Annotated in this window: 20 protein-coding genes; 6 read left to right on the forward strand and 14 right to left on the reverse strand. The window is 68.3% G+C overall.

Going from position 1 to position 19,953, the window contains the following annotated elements:
• Positions 1-2: 2 nt before the first annotated feature.
• Genes M2282_RS27435 through M2282_RS27445 form a run of 3 tightly spaced genes read left to right on the forward strand, consistent with a single transcriptional unit; the run spans position 3 to position 5,553 of the window.
• A complete protein-coding gene (locus tag M2282_RS27435) occupies positions 3-1,130 on the forward strand; it encodes a ligase-associated DNA damage response exonuclease (protein WP_432422949.1) in 1,128 nt (375 codons plus the stop codon).
• Positions 1,127-2,806, forward strand: coding sequence for an ATP-dependent DNA ligase (locus tag M2282_RS27440; protein WP_280811941.1), 1,680 nt, complete (start codon positions 1,127-1,129; stop codon positions 2,804-2,806). The genes M2282_RS27435 and M2282_RS27440 overlap by 4 nt, the downstream gene beginning before the upstream one ends.
• Positions 2,803-5,553: a ligase-associated DNA damage response DEXH box helicase gene (locus M2282_RS27445; protein WP_280811942.1), complete on the forward strand. Its 2,751-nt coding sequence runs from the start codon at positions 2,803-2,805 to the stop codon at positions 5,551-5,553. Before M2282_RS27440 ends, M2282_RS27445 begins: the two co-directional genes overlap by 4 nt.
• A 5-nt stretch (positions 5,554-5,558) precedes the next feature.
• Here M2282_RS27445 and trxC read toward each other — a convergent pair whose 3' ends face one another.
• Entirely contained in the window at positions 5,559-6,005 is a 447-nt protein-coding gene (gene trxC / locus M2282_RS27450) for a thioredoxin TrxC (protein WP_280811943.1), read from the reverse strand.
• A 77-nt stretch (positions 6,006-6,082) separates the two neighbouring features.
• Here trxC and pdeM point away from each other — a divergent pair, with 77 nt between their 5' ends.
• On the forward strand, positions 6,083-6,766 hold the full coding sequence (gene pdeM / locus M2282_RS27455) for a ligase-associated DNA damage response endonuclease PdeM (RefSeq protein ID WP_280811944.1): 684 nt from the start codon (positions 6,083-6,085) through the stop codon (positions 6,764-6,766).
• A gap of 423 nt (positions 6,767-7,189) precedes the next feature.
• Here the strand turns inward: pdeM and M2282_RS27460 are convergent, their stop codons facing one another.
• From M2282_RS27460 to M2282_RS27470, 3 genes are read right to left on the reverse strand one after another with little or no spacing between them, the layout of a single operon-like run.
• Positions 7,190-7,720 carry a TPM domain-containing protein gene (locus tag M2282_RS27460; RefSeq protein WP_280811945.1) on the reverse strand — a complete coding sequence of 177 codons (531 nt, stop codon included), beginning with the start codon at positions 7,718-7,720 and terminating at the stop codon, positions 7,190-7,192.
• A gap of 2 nt (positions 7,721-7,722) precedes the next feature.
• Entirely contained in the window at positions 7,723-8,643 is a 921-nt protein-coding gene (locus M2282_RS27465) for a TPM domain-containing protein (RefSeq protein WP_280811946.1), read from the reverse strand.
• 9 nt (positions 8,644-8,652) lie between these two features.
• Positions 8,653-9,252: a LemA family protein gene (locus tag M2282_RS27470; protein ID WP_280811947.1), complete on the reverse strand. Its 600-nt coding sequence runs from the start codon at positions 9,250-9,252 to the stop codon at positions 8,653-8,655.
• Between the two features lie 47 nt (positions 9,253-9,299).
• Here M2282_RS27470 and M2282_RS27475 point away from each other — a divergent pair, with 47 nt between their 5' ends.
• The gene (locus M2282_RS27475) at positions 9,300-10,052 is read left to right on the forward strand and encodes a hypothetical protein (protein ID WP_280811948.1); all 753 of its coding nucleotides are present in this window, start codon (positions 9,300-9,302) and stop codon (positions 10,050-10,052) included.
• A 20-nt stretch (positions 10,053-10,072) separates the two neighbouring features.
• Here the strand turns inward: M2282_RS27475 and M2282_RS27480 are convergent, their stop codons facing one another.
• The 7 genes from M2282_RS27480 to M2282_RS27510 form a co-directional block, all read right to left on the reverse strand.
• Entirely contained in the window at positions 10,073-10,747 is a 675-nt protein-coding gene (locus M2282_RS27480) for a cysteine hydrolase family protein (RefSeq protein ID WP_280811949.1), read from the reverse strand.
• Positions 10,744-11,676: an ABC transporter permease gene (locus M2282_RS27485; protein WP_280811950.1), complete on the reverse strand. Its 933-nt coding sequence runs from the start codon at positions 11,674-11,676 to the stop codon at positions 10,744-10,746. Before M2282_RS27485 ends, M2282_RS27480 begins: the two co-directional genes overlap by 4 nt.
• Positions 11,676-12,827 (reverse strand): ABC transporter permease, encoded by a 1,152-nt coding sequence (locus M2282_RS27490; protein ID WP_280811951.1) that lies wholly within the window; start codon positions 12,825-12,827, stop codon positions 11,676-11,678. The genes M2282_RS27485 and M2282_RS27490 overlap by 1 nt, the downstream gene beginning before the upstream one ends.
• Positions 12,820-14,352 (reverse strand): ABC transporter ATP-binding protein, encoded by a 1,533-nt coding sequence (locus M2282_RS27495; protein ID WP_280811952.1) that lies wholly within the window; start codon positions 14,350-14,352, stop codon positions 12,820-12,822. The genes M2282_RS27490 and M2282_RS27495 overlap by 8 nt, the downstream gene beginning before the upstream one ends.
• A gap of 16 nt (positions 14,353-14,368) precedes the next feature.
• Complete coding sequence (locus M2282_RS27500) at positions 14,369-15,475, reverse strand: BMP family ABC transporter substrate-binding protein (protein ID WP_280811953.1); 1,107 nt, start codon at positions 15,473-15,475, stop codon at positions 14,369-14,371.
• A gap of 64 nt (positions 15,476-15,539) precedes the next feature.
• A complete protein-coding gene (locus M2282_RS27505; RefSeq protein ID WP_280811954.1) occupies positions 15,540-15,926 on the reverse strand; it encodes a VOC family protein in 387 nt (128 codons plus the stop codon).
• A 14-nt stretch (positions 15,927-15,940) separates the two neighbouring features.
• Positions 15,941-16,942, reverse strand: a complete 1,002-nt coding sequence (locus M2282_RS27510; protein ID WP_280811955.1) for an isopenicillin N synthase family dioxygenase — start codon at positions 16,940-16,942, stop codon at positions 15,941-15,943.
• Positions 16,943-17,145: 203 nt separating this feature from the next.
• On the opposite strand from M2282_RS27510, the gene rutR reads away from it, so the two are divergent.
• A complete protein-coding gene (gene rutR, locus M2282_RS27515) occupies positions 17,146-17,856 on the forward strand; it encodes an HTH-type transcriptional regulator RutR (protein ID WP_280811956.1) in 711 nt (236 codons plus the stop codon).
• Between the two features lie 135 nt (positions 17,857-17,991).
• On the opposite strand, the gene rutF is transcribed toward rutR, so the two are convergent.
• From rutF to rutD, 3 genes are read right to left on the reverse strand one after another with little or no spacing between them, the layout of a single operon-like run.
• A complete protein-coding gene (gene rutF, locus M2282_RS27520) occupies positions 17,992-18,531 on the reverse strand; it encodes an NADH-dependent FMN reductase RutF (RefSeq protein ID WP_280811957.1) in 540 nt (179 codons plus the stop codon).
• A gap of 17 nt (positions 18,532-18,548) precedes the next feature.
• Positions 18,549-19,145: a malonic semialdehyde reductase gene (locus M2282_RS27525; RefSeq protein WP_280811958.1), complete on the reverse strand. Its 597-nt coding sequence runs from the start codon at positions 19,143-19,145 to the stop codon at positions 18,549-18,551.
• The gene (gene rutD / locus M2282_RS27530) at positions 19,142-19,948 is read right to left on the reverse strand and encodes a pyrimidine utilization protein D (protein ID WP_280811959.1); all 807 of its coding nucleotides are present in this window, start codon (positions 19,946-19,948) and stop codon (positions 19,142-19,144) included. Before rutD ends, M2282_RS27525 begins: the two co-directional genes overlap by 4 nt.
• Positions 19,949-19,953 lie beyond the last annotated feature (5 nt).

The following is a 19,953-nucleotide window of genomic DNA, read 5'->3' on the forward strand; positions in this document are numbered from 1 at the left end:
CGATGGCGGCCATGCCCGACAAGCTGGATCTCGTCGTCGCCCGGCCCGAGGGCCTGTATTGCCCACCCGGCGATTTCTACATCGACCCGTGGCGGCCGGTGGCGCGCGCGGTCATCACGCACGCGCATTCCGATCACGCCCGCATCGGGCATGCGCACTACCTCGCGCACACCGACAGCGCCGGCACGCTGCGCACCCGGCTCGGCGCGGACATCAACCTGCAGACGCTGCCCTACGGCGAGGCCATCGAGCACCACGGCGTGCGCCTCTCGCTGCACCCGGCCGGCCACGTGCTGGGCTCGGCGCAGGTGCGGCTGGAGCACGGCGGGCGCGTGTGGGTCGCCTCGGGCGACTACAAGACCGAGCCCGACGGCACCTGCACGCCGTTCGAGCCTGTGCCCTGCGACACCTTCATCACCGAATCGACCTTCGGCTTGCCGATCTATCGTTGGCCCACGCAGGCCGTGCTGTTCGCGGAGATCGATGCGTGGTGGCGCGCGAATGCGGAGGCCGGCCGCGCGTCGGTGCTGTTCTGCTATGCCTTCGGCAAGGCGCAGCGCATCCTGCACGGGGTCGATGCGTCGATCGGGCCCATCGTCGTGCACGGCGCGGTCGAGCCGCTCAACGCGGTGTACCGCGCGGCGGGCGTCGCGCTTCCGGAGACGGTGCGCGTCACCGATCCGGGCGTCGATGCGGCGCTGCTGAAGCGATCTCTTGTACTGGCGCCGCCCTCGGCGCAGGGCACACCGTGGATGAAGCGTTTCGGCAACTACGCCGATGCCTTCGCTAGCGGCTGGATGCAACTGCGCGGCACGCGCCGGCGGCGCGGCGTGGACCGCGGCTTCGTGATGTCCGACCATGCCGACTGGCCAGGCCTGCAGCAGGCCATTGCGGGCACCGCCGCCGAGCGTGTGTTCGTCACGCATGGCAGCGTGCAGGTAATGGTGCGGTGGCTGACGGAAAACGGGCTCGACGCGCAGGGCTTCAAGACCGAGTACGGCGATGAGGACGACCAAGAAGCTCCCTCCCCTTCCGGGGGAGGGCAGGGGAGGGGGCCAGCGGCGCCCGATGGGGACGCCGCCAGCCCCCATCCCAACCTTCCCCCGGAAGGGGAAGGAGCGAAGACATGAGGGACTTCGCGGCGCTCTACCGCGAGCTCGACGCGAGCACCTCGAACCTGGTGAAGCAGGCTGCGTTGCAGCGCTACCTGCGCGAGGCCGACGCGGCCGATGCCGCATGGGCCGTCTACTTCCTGGCCGGTGGCAAGCCGCGCCAGCTCGTGCCCACCAAGCTGCTGCGCCTGCTCGCGCAGGAAGCTGCCGGCCTGCCCGAGTGGCTGTTCGACGAGAGCTACGACGCCGTCGGCGACCTCGCCGAGACCATCGCGCTCCTGCTGCCGCCGCCAAGCGAAGTGCACGACCTCGGGCTCGCGGCCTGGGTCGAGCAGCACCTGCTGCCGCTGCGCGAGGCCGCGAAGACCGCGCCCGAAGAACTCGCTGACCGGCTGCGCGCGCAGTGGCGGCAGCTCGCGGCCGAGGAGCGGCTGGTGTACTTCAAGCTCATCACCGGGGCGTTCCGCGTCGGCGTGTCGAAGCTGCAGGTCACGCAGGCGCTCGCGGCGGTGGGCGGCATCGATGCCAAGCGCGTTGCGCAGCGGTTGATGGGCTACACGCACATCGGTGCGCGTCCGAGAGCGGGCGACTACGCGACGCTGATCGCGCCGGAGTCCGATTCCGAACAGGTGCAGAAGACCAGCGGGCAGCCGTATCCGTTCTTTCTCGCGCACCCCTTCAACATTCCGCTCGAACAGTTCGACGCAGTGCTGGGTCCGCCGGCCGACTGGATCGTCGAGTGGAAGTGGGACGGCATCCGTGCGCAGCTCGTCAAGCGCGCGGGTGTCGTGTGGCTGTGGTCGCGCGGTGAAGAGCTGGTGACCGATCGCTTTCCCGAACTCGCCGTGCTGGGCGAGGCGCTGCCCGACGGCACGGTGCTCGATGGCGAGATTGCCGTGTGGCGCAAGGCAGAGACTTCACCCGAGGGTGAAGGCAAGGTACAGCCCTTCGCCGAACTGCAGAAGCGCATCGGCCGCAAGACGCTGGGCGCCAAGCTGCTGCGCGACATCCCCGTGGTGCTGCTGGCCTACGACCTCCTCGAATGGGAAGGGCGCGATCTGCGCGCAGAGCCGCAGTCGGCGCGCCGCGTGCTGCTCGACGAACTCGTCACGCGCATGCAGCACCCCTCGCTGCTGCCGAGCCCGATGCTCACAGGCCTGGACTGGAGCGACCTCGCACGCCAGCGCGAAGCCGCGCGCACCATGGGGGTGGAAGGAATGATGCTCAAGCGCCGCGACGCGCAGTACGGCGTGGGCCGCACAAAGGATGTGGGTGTGTGGTGGAAGTGGAAGATCGATCCGCTCAGCATCGATGCAGTGCTCATCTACGCGCAGCGCGGCCACGGCCGCCGCGCGAGCCTCTTCAGCGACTACACCTTCGCGGTGTGGGACGGACCGCCCGAGCAGGAAGACCGCAAGCTCGTGCCGTTCGCCAAGGCCTACTCGGGGCTCACCGATGCGGAGATGGGGCGCGTGGACGCGATCATCCGCAAGACCACCGTCGAGAGCTTCGGTCCGGTCAAGAGCGTCAAGCCGACGCTGGTGTTCGAGCTGGGCTTCGAGGGCATCGCACGCAGCACGCGGCACAAGAGCGGCATCGCGGTGCGCTTTCCGCGCATGCTGCGCTGGCGAGAGGACAAGCCGGTGGCGGAGGCCGACACGCTGCAGACGCTGGCTGCGCTGCTGCCGACATGACCGATCCGACGGACCCCGCATTTCTCCCTCCCCTTCCGGGGGAGGGCCGGGGTGGGGGCCAGCGGCGTATCAAGAGTCAGCCGACCATCGAAAGCCGCGCGCCCCCATCCCAGCCTTCCCCCGGGAGGAGAAGGAGCAAGACTGAAGTCAAGGCTGCGCTCGATGCGTGGTTCGTCTTGCGCGGGTGGAAGCCGTTCAAGTTTCAACGCGACGTGTGGAAGGCGGTTGCCGAAGGCAAGTCCGGCATGCTGCATGCGACCACCGGCGCGGGCAAGACCTATGCGGTGTGGCTGGGCGCGCTGCAGGTGTTTTCGCAGGCGCGCAAGGAAACCGCACGGCCCGCCGCACCGCCACTCACGGTGCTCTGGCTCACGCCCATGCGCGCGCTCGCCGCCGACACACTGCGCGCGCTCAAGCAGCCGCTCGAAGCCCTCGGCGCCGAGGTGCAGCCGTGGAGTGCGGGGGCACGCAGCGGCGACACCTCGTCGGCCGAGCGCAGCGCGCAGAACGAGCGGCTGCCCACCGTGCTCGTCACCACGCCCGAAAGCCTCTCGCTGCTGCTCGCACGCGCCGATGCCAGCGTCGTGCTCGGCCGCGTGAAGATGGTCGTGGTCGACGAATGGCATGAGCTGCTCGGCAACAAGCGCGGCGTGCAGGTGCAGCTGGCGCTCGCGCGGCTCAAGCGATGGAACCCGGGCCTCGCGATCTGGGGCATGTCGGCCACGCTCGGCAATCTGCAGGAGGCGATGCATTCGCTGCTGGGCCACGACGAAGGCGTGCTCGTGCAGGGCCAGGTGCCCAAGAAGCTCGTCATCGATTCGCTGCTGCCCGGCCGCGCCGAGCGCTTTCCGTGGGGCGGACATCTCGGTCTCACGATGCTGCCGCAGGTGATCGAGGAGATCGCCGCGAGCAGCACCACGCTGGTCTTCACCAACACCCGTTCGCAGGCCGAGATCTGGTACCAGGCGATGCTCGAAGCCAAGCCCGAGTGGGCGGGCACCATCGCGTTGCACCACGGTTCGCTGGACCGCGCGGTGCGCGAATGGGTCGAACTGGGGCTCAAGAGCGGCGAACTCAAGGCGGTGGTCTGCACTTCGAGCCTGGACCTGGGCGTGGACTTCCTGCCGGTTGAGCGTGTGCTGCAGATCGGCTCGCCCAAGGGTGTCGCGCGGCTGCTGCAGCGTGCGGGCCGTTCGGGCCATGCGCCGGGGCGGCCGTCGCGCATCACGCTCGTGCCCACGCACAGCATCGAGATGGTGGAGGGCGCGGCGGTGCGCGCGGCGATTGCGGAGAAGCACATCGAGGCGCGCCAGTCGCCCGACCAGCCGCTCGACGTGCTGGTGCAGCACCTGGTGACGGTGGCGCTCGGCGGCGGCTTCGTCCCCGACGATCTCTACGAGGAGGTGCGCGGCACCGCGGCGTATGAAACGCTCTCGCGCGAGAGCTGGCAATGGTGCCTCGACTTCGTCTCGCAGGGCGGTCCCTCGCTCGCCGTCTACCCGGACTACAAGCGCGCCGTGCCGGATGCAGAAGGCGTGTGGCGCGTGCCCGATGCGCGGCTCGCGCGGCGCCACCGCATGAACATCGGCACCATCGTGAGCGATGCGAGCATGGCGGTGCAGTACCTGGGCGGCGCGAAGATCGGCAGCGTCGAAGAAGGGTTCGTCGCGCGAATGAAGCCGGGCGACTGCTTCCTGTTCGGCGGCCGCCTGCTCGAACTCGTGCGCATCCACGACATGACGGCCTGGGTGCGGCGCGCCACCGGCAAGCGCGCCGCGGTGCCGCGCTGGAATGGCGGGCGCATGCCGCTGTCGACCACGCTGGCCGATGCGGTGGTGCAGCAGCTCGCGCTGGCGGGCGAGGGGCAGTACAAATCGCCCGAGCTGCAGTGCGTGCGGCCGCTGCTCGAAATCCAGCAGCAATGGTCGGCGTTGCCGACGCCGCAGACGCTGCTGGCCGAGACGCTGAAGACGCGCGAGGGCTCGCACCTCTTTCTCTATCCGTTCGCGGGCCGCCATGTGCACCTGGGTCTCGCGAGCCTGCTGGCCTGGCGCGTGGCACAGCACGAGGCGCGCACCTTCTCCATCGCGGTCAACGACTACGGCTTCGAACTGCTGAGCGCGACCGAGGTCGATTGGCCCGCGCTGTTGCCTCAGGTGCTGCGCCTGCCGGAAGGCGAGGGCGGCACCGATGCGCGCACGGCGCTGCTGCACGAGGTGCTCGCCTCGCTCAATGCGGGCGAACTGGCACAGCGGCGCTTTCGCGAGATCGCGCGCGTCTCGGGGCTGATCTTCCAGGGCTACCCAGGCGAGAAGCGCAGCAGCCGGCAGCTGCAGGCTTCGTCTTCGTTGTTCTGGGAGGTGTTCCGCAAGTACGACCCGTCAAACAAGCTGCTGCAGCAGGCCGAGCAGGAACTGCTCTCGCAGGAGCTGGAAATCGGGCGCCTGCGCGCGAGCCTGGAGCGCATGGCCACGCAGCAGCTCGTGCTGAAGCCGCTGGAGCGGCCGACGCCGTTTTCGTTTCCGCTGATGGTCGAGCTGTTCCGCGAGAAGCTGTCGAACGAGAACGTGGCCGACCGCATCGCGCGCATGGTCGAGCAGCTGGAGAAGGCCGCGGGCGGCGTGGTCACGGCCGGCGGTGTGGAGCGTGTGAAGAGCACGCTGGCGTTCGGGCAGGAGGGGCCGGGCAAGCCACCGGCGCCGCGGCGCGAGCGCAGGCGGCCTTCGCGACCGCTACCGCCACTGTGAGCCGATCAGCCGCCGTGCGCCTTCACCCATCGCACGATGTCCGCCGCGCCCATCGCGCCGGCCTGACGTGCCACCTCGCGACCGCCGCGAAAGAGCGCCAGCGTCGGGATGCTGCGGATGTTGAAGCGTGCGCCGAGCGCGGGCACGGCCTCGGTGTCGACCTTGGCCAGGCGCACGTGCGGTTCGAGCTGGGCCGCGGCCTGTTCGTAGCCCGGCGCCATCTGGCGGCAGGGGCCGCACCACGGCGCCCAGAAGTCGACCAGCACGGGGATCTCGTTGCGCGCGATGTGGCGGTCGAAGGTCTTTTCGTCGGGCAGCGCGGTCGAATGGCCGGCGAACAGCGCCTTGTGGCAGCTGCCGCAGTCGGGCGCGCTGCCCAGTTGCTCCGCGCGCACACGGTTGGTCGTGTGGCAATGCGGACAGACGATGAGCTTCGGGGGCGATTCGGACATACGGAAGAACTGGGGCTCGTCGGGTTGAATTGCAAGGTCACCGCCGGCTCGCGCGTCTTTTGCGAAACTCCTTGGCCGTGACCTCTTTGCACCTTACCGCGTCCACGCTCGCTGTCCAATGGGCAGGCGAGCTGTTGCACCTGTTGCCAGGGCGCGCGCTGTGGTGGCCCGCCGGGCGTGTGCTGTTCATCGCCGACCTGCACATCGGCAAGGCCGCGACCTACCGGGCGCTGGGGCAGCCGGTGCCGGGCGGCACCACGCAGCAGAACCTCGCGCGGCTCGATGCCCTGATCGCCCTGCACGCGCCCCGGCACATCGTCTTCCTCGGCGACTTCCTGCATGCGGCGCAGGCCCGCACGCCGCAGGTGCTGGCGGCGCTCGAAGCCTGGCGCGCCACGCATGCGGGCATCGCGATGACGCTGGTGCGCGGCAACCACGACAGCCGCGCGGGCGATCCGCCGGCGGCACTGCGCATCGAGGTGGTCGACGAGCCCTTCCTGCTCGGCCCGTTCGCCTGCTGCCACCATCCGCAATCGCATGCGACGCACTTCGTGCTCGCGGGGCATCTGCATCCGGTGTGCAGGCTTTACGGACCGGGGCGCGACAGCGTGCGGCTGCCCTGTTTCGTGAGCGATGCGGGGCAGGCCGTGCTGCCCGCCTTCGGCGAGTTCACCGGCGGATGGTTGATGGAGAAGGCGCCCGGGCGGCGCTTTCATGCGGTGGGCGGCGAGACCGTGTGGGCGCTCCCGTCAACGGACTGATGGTATTGCTCCTTCCCCTTCCGGGGGAAGGTTGGGATGGGGGCTCTCGGCGCTTGCAAAGGCTGCGCGTGCGCGAAGGCCGCTTGCCCCCACCCCTGCCCTCCCCCGGGAGGGGAGGGAGAAAGAAGAACACGGGTTCGGTCTTGGTATTGCTCCTTCCCCTTCCGGGGGAAGGCTGGGATGGGGGCTCTCGGCGCTTGCAAAGGCTGCGCGTGCGCGAAGGCCGCTTGCCCCCACCCCTGCCCTCCCCCGGAAGGGGAGGGAGAAAGAAAGAACGCGGACCCGGTCTTGGTATTGCTCCTTCCCCCTCCGGGGGGAAGGTTGGGATGGGGGCTCGCGGCGCTTGCAAAGACTGCGCGTGCGCGAAGGCCGCTTGTGCCCCCACCCCAGCCCTCCCCCAGAGGGGGAGGGAGAAAGAAAAACTCAGAGCACGACCGGCTCGTCCGGCAATTCGTTCGTATCGGCCTCGTCCTCCGCCAACGGAAAGTGCGCGACCAGCAAGGCCGACATCTCTTCCAGCGCCTGCGTGAGCCCGTCCTCGAAGCGGCCTTCGCGAAACGCCGCGCCCATGCGCTGCGCCATCGCGGCCCATTCGGCATCGTCCACGCGCGAGTCGATGCCGCGGTCGGCCACGATCTCGATCGCGTGCTCGGCCAGCAGCAGGTAGATCAGCACGCCGTTGTTGTGCTCGGTGTCCCACACACGCAGCTTGCCGAACAGGGTGACGGCACGCTCACGGGCCGGCGCATGGCGCCAGAGGTACGACATCGGAAGGCCCGCCTCGACGCAGATGCGGATCTCGCCGCTGTGGCGCCGCTCGCTCGCGGCCACGCGGCTGGCGAGGCGCTGCATCGCGTCGGCCGGCAGCACGCGGCGCACCGCGGTTTCGTCGGTCCACCGATGGCGCCAGATGCGGCCTAGCTTCGAGAAGAGCGTGGGTTCTGCAGTTGCCATGTTCACCAGTCCCCCGAGGCGCCGCCGCCGCCGAAATTGCCACCGCCACCGGAACTGAAGCCGCCGCCGCCGCCCCCGCCGCCCCCACTCCATCCGCCACCTCCGCCGCTGCTCCAGCCGCCACCGCTCCCACCTCTGCCGCCGCGGCCACCACCGAACCCGGCAAGGCCCGCGAACAGCGAGACCATGAGCGCAACCATCCCGGCGATCACCGCGATCACGACGCTGGTCGTGAGGAAGAACGCGACCACGCCGATGCCCCCACCCATGACCACCGAGCCCAGCGTCTTGCCCATCATGGCGCGCACGATCGGCGCGCCGACGAAGACGCCGACGAACAGGAAGATCGCAAGGTTCTCCCAGTCGAAGTCGCCACCGCCGCTGGAACCGCTGTTGCTCTTCGAGGGCTCTGGCAGCGGTTCGCCATCGACCAGGCCGATGAGCCGGTCCACCGCCGCATTCAGCCCACCCGCGAAGTCGTTGTTGCGAAAGCGCGGCTTCATCTCCTCGTCGATGATGCGCACGGCCGCCAGGTCGGGCACCGCGCCTTCGAGCGCCTTGGCGGTGGCGATGCGCATCTTGCGATCGTCCTTGGCCACCATCACGAGGAGGCCGTCGCCCACGTCCTTGCGGCCGATCTTCCAGGCATCGCCGACGCGCTGCGCGTAGCTGGCGATGTCTTCGGGCTGGGTGGTCGGCACCATCAGCACCACGATCTGCGAGCCCTTGCGCTGCTCGAAGGCCGCGAGCTTGGTTTCGAGGCCGGTGCGCTGCGCGCTGTCGAGCGTGCCGGTCTGGTCGATGACGCGCGCGGTGAGGGCGGGTACGGGCAGCAGGCTCTGCGCCAGCGCGGGCAAGCAGGCCCACGCCAGCGCTGCGACGAAGACTGCAGCCAGCGCGCGGCGGATCAGGGCTGCAATCATCGGCGCGGCTTACTTCTTGGGTGCGCTGAAATCGACAGTTGGCGGCGTCGAGATCTGCGCTTCGTTCTGCACCGAGAAGTTGGGCTTCGGCGCGTAGCTGAAGATCTTGGCCGTGATGTTGGTGGGAAAGCTGCGCGCGAGCACGTTGTACTCCTGCACGCTCTCGATGTAGCGGTTGCGCGCCACGGTGATGCGGTTCTCGGTGCCCTCGAGCGTGACGCGCAGGTCGCGGAAAGCCTGATTGGCCTTGAGCTCGGGATAGCGCTCCGACACCACCATCAGCCGCGACAACGCCGACGAGAGCTCGCCCTGCGCCTGCTGGAACTTGTTGAAGGCCTCGGGGTTGTTGAGTGTTTCAGGCGTCACCTGGATGGAGGTGGCCTTGGCGCGCGCCTCGATCACCTTGGTGAGCGTGTCCTGCTCGAAGCTGGCCTCGCCCTTGACGGTGGCGACGATGTTGGGCACGAGGTCGGCGCGCCGCTGGTACTGGTTGAGCACCTCGCTCCAGGCCGATTTGCTGGCCTCGTCGAGGGACTGGAACTGGTTGTAGCCGCAGCCGCTCAGCGACACGACCGCCGCAAGGATCAGGAACCAGCGTTTCATCATCATTTGCATTACCTCCGCGAGAAGAAGCGGAAGGTAGCATAGGTGGCTCCATGACCCTCGATCCCCTACAGGCACTGCAGGCTGCGAACCGCGCCGTATCGCCCACCACCGTGGCGAACGCCGGCACGTTGCTGATCGCGGGTGCGACGGGCGCCCTGGGCCAGGAGCTGTTGCGAAAGCTGGCCGGTCGCCATCGTTTTGCCCATGCGCGCGTGCTGTCGCGCGAGCCGATCCGCGACGGACTTCGCGGCGTCGAGACGTACCTGAGCCCGGACCTGCCGATCACGCAATGGCCGCTGACGTCGGCCGATACCGCGGTCGTCGCTTTCGATCCGCCCCGGCTTTACCACGACCGCGAGCGTGCGCTGTGGGTGCCACAGCCTTCCGACCTGCCCGAGCTTGCGAAATGGCTGCGCGCCTGCGGCGTGCAGACGCTGGCCATCGTGCAGCCGCACGACCAGGGCAAGTTGCCCGAGGCGCTCAAGCGCGGGCTCGCGAGCCTGGACGAGCAGTCGGTGGTCGCCAACGGCTTCGACCGCGTGATCCTCGTGCGCTCGGCGCGCAAGCCGCTGAACGTGAAGTTCGCCAACCCTGCGGAAAGGCTGGCCGCCTGGATGCTGTCGATCGTGCGCTTCATGGTGCCCAGCAGCGAGCAGCCGGTGCGCGCCTCCAAGGTGGCTGAGCTGGTCGATGTCGCCTTGCGCATCGCGCCGCCGGGCGTGCACGTGGCCGCGCCCGAGATGGTGTGGGAGGCCTCGCAGGCCCAGCAGATGCAGGCCGTGGCGCAGCGCTGGTTGGGCTAACGCATCAACTGCACATCACATCACTTGCGCCACTGGCGCAGCATCTCCGCCGACTCCATCACCAACCCCAGGTGCAGCGACACCATGGCGAGGGCGGCGCCCTCCAGATGCGGATCGGTGCCGCGCACCAGGTCGCGCAGCACGATCACGCGGTAGTTGCGGTTGTTGGCATCGAAGGCGGTGTTGAGCACGCAGCAATCGGTGAAGCCGCCGTTGAGCACCACCGTCTCGATGCGCTGGTTGCGCAGCAGAAAGTCGAGGTCGGTCGGATAGAAGGCCGAGAGACGGCGCTTGGTGTCCACGCGCATGTCGCCGGGCTCCACGCGCGTGACCCATTCGGTCCAGCGCGATCCTTCGATGGTGTGTGCGTCGGCATTCGGAATCTCGCCCACATGCAGCGGAAAGGTGCGCCGCCATGCGGACGGGATGCCGTGGATATCGTCTTCGCCGCCCGGCCGCAACACCGACTTGATGTGCACGATGCGCACGCCCAGTGCGCGCACCTCGTCATGAAAGCTGTCGATGGGCGCCACCACATCGCGCGCCCGCGGCGCGGGGCAGGGGCAGTCGGGGCTGTCGTCCAGATGGCCGCGGTGCATGTCGATGGAGACGACCGCGGTGGTGGCGGGGTTCAGGTAGTCGGCGAACTGCGCCGCATCGAGCTCGCGCGCCTCGTTGTAGACCCAGGCTTTCATCGCCGCTCTTCTCTCACATAGGGTTGACCCAGCGCGCCAGGCTCGTCGTCGCCGCTGCGCTTGCCGAGCGCGACCCAGATCATCACGCCGAGCGTGACGGCATACGGCGTCATCATCACGAAGTACTGCGGCAGCTGCACGCCAGCTGCCGCCAGTTGCGGAATCAGCGCCTCGATGCAGCCGAACAGCAATGCGCCCACCAGCGCCTTCCACGGCGACCAGCGCGCGAAGATCACCAGGCCCACCGCGATCCAGCCTCGTCCGCCGGTCATGCCCGCGATCCACAGCTTGGTGCTGACCACCGAGATGTACGCGCCCGCCAGCCCCACGAGCGCCGAGCCCGCGAGCACCGCGACGAAGCGCCATGCGGTGACGCGGATGCCGGCCGCATCGGCCGCCTGCGGGTTCTCGCCCACTGCGCGCAGGCGCAGGCCGGTGGAGGTGCGCGCGAAGAACCAGGCCACCGCGCCGAAGATCGGCAGCGTGAGCCAAACCATCGCGTTCTGCTGGAACAGGCGGCCCACGCCGGGCAGCATCGACAGCGGCCACAGCGCCATCGCGCCGATGCCTTCGGTGGCGTGGTTGGTCCAGTCGGCCATCGAGCCGACCAGCGCCGTGAGCCCCTGGCAGAAGAACACCAGCGCGAGCCCGGCAATCACCTGGTTCACGCGCAGCCAGATCACCATCACCGCGAACAGCACGGAAACGAGGCTGGCCGCGACCATGGCCATCAGCAGCGACACGAATGGCTGGCCGAGCATGATCTGCGCACCGATGCCGGCCAGAGCGCCGACCAGCATCAGCCCCTCGGCGCCCAGCGAGAGCACGCCCGCGCGTTCGCAGATGATCAGGCCCAGCGCGGCGAGCGCGTAGGGCACCGCGAAGTCCGGCGTGCTCGCGAGCCAGTTCAGAACGATGCTGCCGTCCATCACGCAGCCTCCGCGCCCATGCGGCGAATGCGATGGCGAATGAAGAAGTCGCTCGACGCCACGCACACCACGATCACCGCCTGGATCAACTGCACCATCGAGAACGGCACTTGGTAGAACACCTGCAGGCTGCGGCCGGTGACGAACAGCGCCGCCACCAGCAGCGCCACCACCGTGGCCGCCAGCGGGTTGTTGCGCGCGAGAAAGGCGATGAGGATGCCCGAGAAACCGTAGCCCTGGTAGAAGGCCTGCGTGAGCCGCCCTTCCTGGCCCGCGACCACCGCGAAACCCGCGAGCCCCGCCATCGCGCCCGACAGCAACACGGCCCCGTAGATGGTGCGCCGCACCGGCACGCCGGCCGCATGCGCCACGCGCGGGTTCGCATCGACAAAACGCAGGTAGAGCCCGGCGCGGCTCACGCCCACCAGCCACCACGCCAGCAGCGCGACGATGCCCGCGAGCAGGATCGCGCTGCCCACGCCCGCACCCAGCTCGGGCAGCCGCTCGAAGGCGCGGAACTGCGGCGAGTAGGGGAAGTTGTCCTTCGGGTCCTTCCAGCTGCCGTACACCAGGTGCAGCAGGAAGTTGGCCGCCATGTAGTTGAGCATCAGCGTCGAGATGATCTCGTTCACGCCGAGCTTCAGCTTGAGCCACGCCGGGCCCAGCACCCACAGCAGCCCGCAGCCGATGGCGGTGACGAACATCAGCGGCAGCCGCAGGTTCTCAGGACCGACTTGCCACATCGAGACAGCGGTCGCACCGATGGCGCCCCAGACCATCTGGCCTTCGAGCCCGAGGTTCCAGAAGCGCGCCCGAAAGGCCATGGAGCCCGCGAGCCCGACGAGGATCATCGGAGCGGCCTGGAACAGTACGGCGCGGAAGTTCTGGCCGTCGAAGAAGGTCTGCATCACGAACTCGTTGGCGAGTTCGTCGGCCGGCACACCCGCGGCCACCAGGATGGCGGCCGAGATCGCAAGGCCGACCAGCAGCGCGATCGCGAGGATCAGCGCCTGCCAGCGCCAGGCCATGTGCTGCCGGATCTCGAGCGTGTAGCGGCGGCTGGCGAGGGGCTGGTGCGTGCGCACGGGTTCGGGCGTTTTCATGTCGGTGAGAGCGGGATGCGCGATGGCGGCGAGCGATGCGTCAGCCATGGTCCACCATCGCCTGTCCGATGGCCTGCCGGTCGGCCGGTTGCGCGAACTCGCCGGCGATGCGCCCGCGCGTCATCACGCCCACGCGGTCGGCCAGTTGCAGCACCTCGTCGAGGTCTTCGCTGATCAGCAGCACCGCGGCGCCGCCGTCGCGCGCGGCGCGCAGGCGTGCATGCACCTCGGCGCTGGCGCGCACGTCGAGCCCGCGGCTCGGGCTGTGGGCGAGCACCAGCGTGGGCGACTTGCCGAATTCGCGCGCCAACACCAGCTTTTGTGCGTTGCCGCCGGAGAGCAACGCGGCCTTCTGCGCGACCGAGCGCACGCCCTGCACGTCGAAGGCGCGCACGGCTTCCTGCGTGTCGCTCTGGATGCGGTTGCGGCGCAGATGCCAGATGGGGCCGTAGCGGCCGCTGTGCACGCGGCCGATGGCGTAGTTCTCGGCAACCGACAGGCTTCCTGCGAGCGCGAGCCCGTAGCGGTCGGCCGGAATCGCTGCGATGCCGACGTTGCGGCGTGCGGGCGCGGACATGGTCTTCAGATCGCCATGGCCTTCGAGATGCATCTCGCCTTCGAGGCCACCGCCGGCATCGGGCAGGCCCATGATGGCGCCGGCCAGTTCGCTCTGGCCGTTGCCGCCGACACCGGCCAGGCCGTAGATCTCGCCGGCATGCAGTTCGAGATCGACGCCGTCGAGCACGCGGCGGCCCTGCGGCGATGCCGAGGAGCGCAGCCCGCGCACCGACAGCCGCACTGGCCCGCGCGGCGCCTGTGCCGGTTGCGACGAAGCTGCGGCAATGGATTCACCCACCGTGAGCTTCACGAGTTCGCTCACCGATGTCGCACCGGGCTCCAGCGTCGCCACCGTGCGGCCGCCGCGCATCACCGTCACGCGGTCGGCGTAGGTTTTCACGTCCGCCATCTTGTGCGTGACCAGCACCACAGCGGAGCCACTGCGCGCCAGCCCTTGCACTGTCTGCAACAGGCGTGCGGCTTCCTGGTCGGTCAGCACCGCGGTCGGCTCGTCGAGGATGAGGATGCGCGCCCCCGCGAGCAGCACCTTGAGAATTTCGACCCGCTGCTGCTCGGCAATCGAGAGTGTGTCGATGCGCTTCGAAGGATCGATGTCGAAGCCCAGCTCCGACGCCTTGTTGCGGATGTCGCGCGAGATCTCGCGCAGCCGCTCCCCATGGCTTTGAAATTCGGCCGGGGGCGGCGCGGTGAGCAGGATGTTCTGCGCCACCGTGAACGGCCGCACCAGCTTGAAGTGCTGGTGGACCATGCCGATGCGGTGCTTCGCCGCATCGCGCGGGCCGGCAAGGTGCACGAGGTTGTCGTCGACCAGCAGTTGCCCTGCCTCGGGCGCATACAACCCGGCCGCGATGTTCATCAGCGAAGACTTGCCCGCGCCGTTCTCGCCGAGCAGCGCATGCACCTCGCCCCAGCGGGCGGCGAAGTGTGCGTCGGTGAGGGCCGCAAAACCGTCGAAGGTCTTGCGGATGCCGGTGAGCTCCAGCGCGTTGGGCATGTCGGTCTCGCTCTGCTTACTTCTGCGTGACCACGCCCTTGACGAACCAGTCCATCTTCCAGAGGTCGGCATCGGACAGCACCGCGCCCTTGGCCACGCGTTCCTTGCCGTCGCGGTCGGCGAGCGGGCCGGCGTAGAGCTGCTTGCCCTTGAGGATGGCTTCGCGCTCGGCGGTGATCAACGCGGCCTTGTCCTTGGGCACTGCGGGGCCGAAGCCTGCGATGTCGGTACCGCCGTCCTTCATCTCGATGAAGGCGCCGTATGGCGCTGGCTTCCAGCCGCCCGCCATCACCTTCTTCAGCTCAGGCGTGAGGAACTTGTCCCACACCCACACCGACGAGCACAGCGTGGCCTTGGGCGCGAACTGGCGCAGGTCGCGGTGATGCCCCGTGCCGTACACGCCGCGTTCCTGCGCCACGATCTGCGGCGTGGGGCTGTCGACGTGCTGGCCGATCACGTCGGCGCCCTGGTCGATGAGTGCTGCCGCGGCGGCCCGCTCCTTGATGGGGTCGTTCCAGGCGCCGGTGTAGATCACGTTGACGGTGGCGTTGGGGTTCATCTTCTGCGCACCGAGCGCGAAGGCGTTGATGGTCCAGTTCACCACGCCGAAGGGGTTGGCCGCGACGAAGCCGAGCTTGCCGGTCTTCGACGCCGCGCCGGCAGCCATGCCGCACAGATACTGGCTCTCGTAGGTGCGGCCGTAGAACGATTCGAGGTTGCTGCCGTTGGTGGTGCCCGAGCCGTTGAGGAAGGCCACGTCGGGGTACTTGGCGGCCAGGTCCTTGAAGCTGTCGGAGTAGCCGAAGGCCGTGCCGATCACGATGTTGGCCCCGCGCTGGATGAACTTCTCTGCCGCAGGCTTGATGGCCGAGGCGTCTTCGGGCACGTTCTCGACGAATTGGATCTTCTGGCCGATTTCCTTCTCGATCTTCACGCGGGCTTCGTCGAAGGCCTGCGTCCAGCCGCCGTCGTTCTTCGGGCCGAAGTAGAGCATCGCGATCTTCGGCTTGTCCTTGAGCGTGAAGCCGTCGGCCGCGGTGGCGGGCAGCGTCACGAAGAACGCGCCGCCGGCTGCGAGCGTCAGTGCAAGGCCGAGGAAGCCGGTGGTGGGTGTGCGCAGCATGGAGCAACCTTTCGTGGGAAGCATGGGAAGTGACGGATGGAAAAAAGAAGAGGGGCCGCGCGCGTCACATCATGAAGTTGATGCGGAACACGTTGCCCTCGGGGTCGAGCAGCACGGACTGGTACCAGTTGTAGTAAGTGACGTAAGGCGGCTTGATCAGCGTGGCGCCGGCTTCGAGCGCGACGGGCACCATGCGGTCGACATCGGTCTGGCTGTCGACGTCGATGTTCAGCAGGAACTTCACGCCGCGCGTGTCCGCGTACTCGGACAGGTGCAGCAACTCGTAGGCATCGAGCGCGTTGAAGCCCAGGCTCGACTTGCCGGTGTCCAGGCCGCGAAAGATCGGCGAGCGGATCGCCTCGATCTCGGGGAAGCCGAACACGCGCTGGTAGAAGCCGCTGAGTGCGACCACGTCTTTTGCGAAGACGTTGACGTAGGAGAGATGTGCCATGTCGCGTCTTCAGCCTAGGCCGTCGCCTTGGTGCCGCCGAAGGTCGTCTGCTTCACGAACTTCGAGGTGAGGTGATCGCCCGACGAGATGGGCGCGTACTTCGGCGACTCGCCCGGTGCGAGGCAACTGGGCAGGCACTCGACCATCGCGTCGTAGTTCGGCTGGTGGAAGAACACCAGCGACTGCCGGCGGTTGGTGCTCGCCACTTCGAAGGGCGGGTTGACGACGCGGTGCAGCGTGGACACCCACAGGTCGTTGGTCCACTGCATCATGAGGTCGGCGATGTTGACGACCATGCCGCCCTCGACCTGTGGCACGTCGACCCACTGGCCCGCCTTGTTGAAGACCTGCAGGCCCTTGTCGTCGGGCAGCACGATGGTGAGGCTGCCGTAGTCGCTGTGCGCACCCGCGCGCAGCTGGCCCAGCAGCGGCGCTTCGCGCTGCGGTGGATAGCTCAGCACGCGGAACATGCTGATGTGCTTGTCGATCTTGTCGTCGAAGAAAGTCTCGGGCAGTTCGAGGCCGAGCGCGAAGATGCGCATCAGCGAACGCGAGAGATCGCTCATGGCTTCGAAGTAGCCTTCGTAGGCTTCGCGGAATCCGTCGATGGGCGGCCAGCTGTTGGGCTCGAAGTGTGGGCCTGCGGCGGGGCCGTGGTGGTAGTCGTCGTCGGGCATGTTCGACGGGCCGATGGAGAACGACTCCTTCAGGTCGCCGGGCGCCGCTTCTTCCAGGCTGTAGGAAAGGCCTTCCTCGCCCACTGCGCTGTAGCCGCGCACCGCGTCTTCGCGCGGCCGGTCGACCTTGCGCTTTTCCGCCAGCGGCATGTTGAAGAACTCGCGCGAGAGCGCCGACACGCGCGACACCAGCTCGGGGGCAATGCCATGGTTGGTGATGACCAGGAAGCCGATGCTGCGGCAGGCTTCGTCGACTTGCCTTGCGACCTGCGCCTTGCCTTCGGGCGTGCCGGAGAAGTAGGGCGCGAGATCGATGATCGGTACGGACAGCAGGGTCATGGGTGGGTCCTCATGCATGGCATGCCTTTCGCCATGCAACGTCTGTGCCAGTTGGACCAAATGGACAAATCGCTTTTGTCGCGTCAGCATGGTGCGCAACCAGGATGCCGCGAGGCCGTCGTGGCGCAACGCGATGCACCGCGGCCTTACAGTGGTGCGCCGTTCAGAGAACCTGTAATCCGTCAAACGAAGAGCGAGGGAAGATGCCGAAGACCAAGGCGCTGGCCACAGCCAGCAGCAGCACCGACAAGAGCCCCGCGCGCAAGCGCGCCAAACCCGCGGTGCGCAGCGCTTCCGCCGTGAGCCGGCGCCTGCGCCAGATCGAGGACAAGCGCAGTGCCATCCTCGGCGCGGCGCTGGGCCTGTTCTCGCGCTTCGGACTGCACGGCACTTCGATCGACCAGGTGGCGGCGCGCGCCGATGTGTCCAAGAGCAACCTGCTCTATTACTTCGCGAACAAGGAGGAGCTGTACGTCAACGTGCTGCGCGACCTGCTTGCGCTGTGGCTGGAACCGCTGCGCGGTTTCAGTGCCGAGCAGGACCCGAGCGAAGCGATTGGCGACTACATCCGCCGCAAGCTGGTGATCTCGCGTGATCGGCCCGATGCATCACGCTTGTTCTGTCTTGAAATGATCCAGGGCGCGCCGTTGTTGCGCGATGAACTCGACCGCGAACTGCGCACGCTGGTGGAGCGCAAGTCGGAAGTGATTCGCGCGTGGATCGAGGCCGGCAAGCTCGCGCCGGTCGATCCGCATCATCTGATCTTCGCGCTGTGGGCGATCACGCAGCACTATGCGGATTTCGGGGTGCAGGTGCATGCGCTGTCGGGGCACACGCTGGACGATGCGGCGTTCTTCGAGCAGACGGTGGAGAACGTGCAGCGCATCGTTCTTCAGGGCATCACGGTGCGTTAGGTTTTGCTCCCTCCCCTTCCGGGGGAGGGTAGGGGTGGGGGGGCAAGCGGCGTACCCATCGAGCGCTCTGCCCGCCCCCATCCCAACCTTCCCCCGGAGGGGGAAGGGGCCATACAAGCGAGAAGGCAAGAAGAGTCAGTGCTGCGGCGGCGCCGCGATCTCGTGGTACTTGCGGTCAAAGTAGATGAGGCTCTGCGCCGCGCCGCCGATCGCAATCGCCACGGCTTCGCAGAACAGCACGTCATGCGTGCCCGCGCTGGTGGTGCTCACCACGCGGCAGTCGAAGGAAGCTGCTGCGTCTTCGAGCACCGGCGAGCCCGTGGCCTTGCGGCTCCAGCGGCCGGCGGCGAAGCGTTCGTCCATCGGCGTCTTGCCGCCGAACAGGCCCGAAAGCGTCTGGTGGCCCGCGGCCAGCACGTTCACGCAGAGCACGCCGTTGGTGGTGAACGCGGGGTACACCGAGGCCGAGCGGTTCAGGCACACGAGCAGCATCGGCGGCTCGTCGGTCACGCTGCACACGGCCGATGCGGTGAAGCCCGCGCGGCCTGCGGGGCCGTCGGTCGTGATGATGCTCACCGCCGCACCGAGGCGCGCCATCGCGTTGCGGTAGTCGGCCTTGGGCAGCGGCGGCAACAGGCTGGCGGGCGGAAGGTGGGATGCAATGGCGTTGAGCATGAGGACTCCGGCAGGCGTCAGGCCAGCGTGCAGGCTTCGTCGAAAGGCAGGCGCGGCAGGCGGCCGAACACCTTCGACACGTCGCCGTGGCCGAGATTGATGAGGAAGTTGGTGGTCCAGTCGGTGCCTTCGAAGAACGCGGCATCGACCTTGGCCTTGTCGAAGCCCGACATCGGACCGGCATCGAGCCCCACCGCGCGCGCCGCGAGCAGCAGGTAGCCGGCCTGCAGGCTCGCATTGCGGAAGGCGGTCTCGTGTGCGGCCTCGGGGCTGCCGGTGAACCAGCTGCGTGCATCGGCATGCGGGAACAGCGTGGGCAGCTTGTCGTAGAACTTCCGGTCCCATGCGGCGATGACCGTGACCGGCGCACTCATGGTCTTGTCGAGGTTGCCTTTGGAAAGCGCGGGCGCCAGGCGCTGCTTGCCTTCGGGCGTGCGCACGAACACGAAGCGCGCGGGCGAGCAGTTGGCCGAGGTCGGCCCCAGGCTGGCGAGCGTGTAGATGCGCTGCAGCTGGGCATCGGGCACGGGCTCGCCGGTCCAGCCGTTGTGGCTGCGCGCACTGGTGAAGAGAAGTGCCAGTGCGGCGTCTTCGAGGATCTGTGTGGAGGTCATGCGGGAACGGCGGGTGTGCTGACCCGCGCGAGAAAGTCGAGCAGGCTGCGGTTGAAGGCGGGCGCTTCGGTCACGCTGTGTGCGTGGCCGCCGTGCGATACGAAGTCGAGCGTCACATCGTGCAGGCCATCGGCCAGCCGCTGCGAGCAGGTCCAGGGGACGAGCACGTCGTCCTTGGCGGCTGCAATGAGCGTGGGCACGGTGATGTCGGCGAGGCGCGCATCGATGTCGAAGGCGCGCAGCGCGGCGATGCGCGCGCGCATGTTGGCTTCGCCGGGGAAATGCGCGAAGGCGTGATCGACTTCGTCGGCCACGCGCTGCGCATGCTCGGCGCACCAGGCGGCGGGGTACAGAAAGATCGGCTGCGCTTCCACATACGCGCGCGGACCGAGCGCGCCGAGCAGCGCGAGCCGTGCATCGAAGCAGCGCGCCGAATGCGGGTTCGGCTTCGACCATGCGTTGACGAGCGCGAGGCTCGCCACGCAGTCGGGCGCATCGAGCGCGAGCTGCAGGCCGACCAGTCCACCGAGTGCATGGCCGGCGAAGTGGCACTGCGCCGTGTCGGTGGCATCGAGGATTTCGATGACGTCGAGCGCCATGTCGGAGATGGCGTAGTCGCCGGGCAGCGAGCCGGGGCTGCGGCCTGTACCGCGCTGGTCGTACACGATGACGCGATGGCCCGCCTCGACCAGCGCACCGAGTTGCGGCCGCCAGAAGCTGGCCGAGCCGCCGAGGCCCGAGGACAGCAGCATGGTGGCCGCTGCATCCGAGGGCCCGTGCACCTCGTAGTGCAGCGCGGTCATGAGGC

The sequence above is a fragment of the Variovorax boronicumulans genome (assembly GCF_029892485.1).
Taxonomy (GTDB): Bacteria; Pseudomonadota; Gammaproteobacteria; order Burkholderiales; family Burkholderiaceae_C; genus Variovorax; species Variovorax boronicumulans_B.

Excerpts from the sequence above, each read along its gene's own strand:
- M2282_RS27435 (WP_432422949.1), top strand. The coding sequence starts at position 3 with ATGGCGGCCATGCCCGACAAGCTGGATCTCGTCGTCGCCCGGCCCGAG.
- M2282_RS27440 (WP_280811941.1), top strand. The coding sequence starts at position 1,127 with ATGAGGGACTTCGCGGCGCTCTACCGCGAGCTCGACGCGAGCACCTCG.
- M2282_RS27445 (WP_280811942.1), top strand. The coding sequence starts at position 2,803 with ATGACCGATCCGACGGACCCCGCATTTCTCCCTCCCCTTCCGGGGGAG.
- trxC (WP_280811943.1), bottom strand. The coding sequence starts at position 6,005 with ATGTCCGAATCGCCCCCGAAGCTCATCGTCTGTCCGCATTGCCACACG.
- M2282_RS27460 (WP_280811945.1), bottom strand. The coding sequence starts at position 7,720 with ATGGCAACTGCAGAACCCACGCTCTTCTCGAAGCTAGGCCGCATCTGG.
- M2282_RS27465 (WP_280811946.1), bottom strand. The coding sequence starts at position 8,643 with ATGATTGCAGCCCTGATCCGCCGCGCGCTGGCTGCAGTCTTCGTCGCA.
- M2282_RS27470 (WP_280811947.1), bottom strand. The coding sequence starts at position 9,252 with ATGATGATGAAACGCTGGTTCCTGATCCTTGCGGCGGTCGTGTCGCTG.
- M2282_RS27475 (WP_280811948.1), top strand. The coding sequence starts at position 9,300 with ATGACCCTCGATCCCCTACAGGCACTGCAGGCTGCGAACCGCGCCGTA.
- M2282_RS27480 (WP_280811949.1), bottom strand. The coding sequence starts at position 10,747 with ATGAAAGCCTGGGTCTACAACGAGGCGCGCGAGCTCGATGCGGCGCAG.
- M2282_RS27485 (WP_280811950.1), bottom strand. The coding sequence starts at position 11,676 with ATGGACGGCAGCATCGTTCTGAACTGGCTCGCGAGCACGCCGGACTTC.
- M2282_RS27490 (WP_280811951.1), bottom strand. The coding sequence starts at position 12,827 with ATGGCTGACGCATCGCTCGCCGCCATCGCGCATCCCGCTCTCACCGAC.
- M2282_RS27495 (WP_280811952.1), bottom strand. The coding sequence starts at position 14,352 with ATGCCCAACGCGCTGGAGCTCACCGGCATCCGCAAGACCTTCGACGGT.
- M2282_RS27500 (WP_280811953.1), bottom strand. The coding sequence starts at position 15,475 with ATGCTGCGCACACCCACCACCGGCTTCCTCGGCCTTGCACTGACGCTC.
- M2282_RS27505 (WP_280811954.1), bottom strand. The coding sequence starts at position 15,926 with ATGGCACATCTCTCCTACGTCAACGTCTTCGCAAAAGACGTGGTCGCA.
- M2282_RS27510 (WP_280811955.1), bottom strand. The coding sequence starts at position 16,942 with ATGACCCTGCTGTCCGTACCGATCATCGATCTCGCGCCCTACTTCTCC.
- rutR (WP_280811956.1), top strand. The coding sequence starts at position 17,146 with ATGCCGAAGACCAAGGCGCTGGCCACAGCCAGCAGCAGCACCGACAAG.
- rutF (WP_280811957.1), bottom strand. The coding sequence starts at position 18,531 with ATGCTCAACGCCATTGCATCCCACCTTCCGCCCGCCAGCCTGTTGCCG.
- M2282_RS27525 (WP_280811958.1), bottom strand. The coding sequence starts at position 19,145 with ATGACCTCCACACAGATCCTCGAAGACGCCGCACTGGCACTTCTCTTC.
- rutD (WP_280811959.1), bottom strand. The coding sequence starts at position 19,948 with ATGACCGCGCTGCACTACGAGGTGCACGGGCCCTCGGATGCAGCGGCC.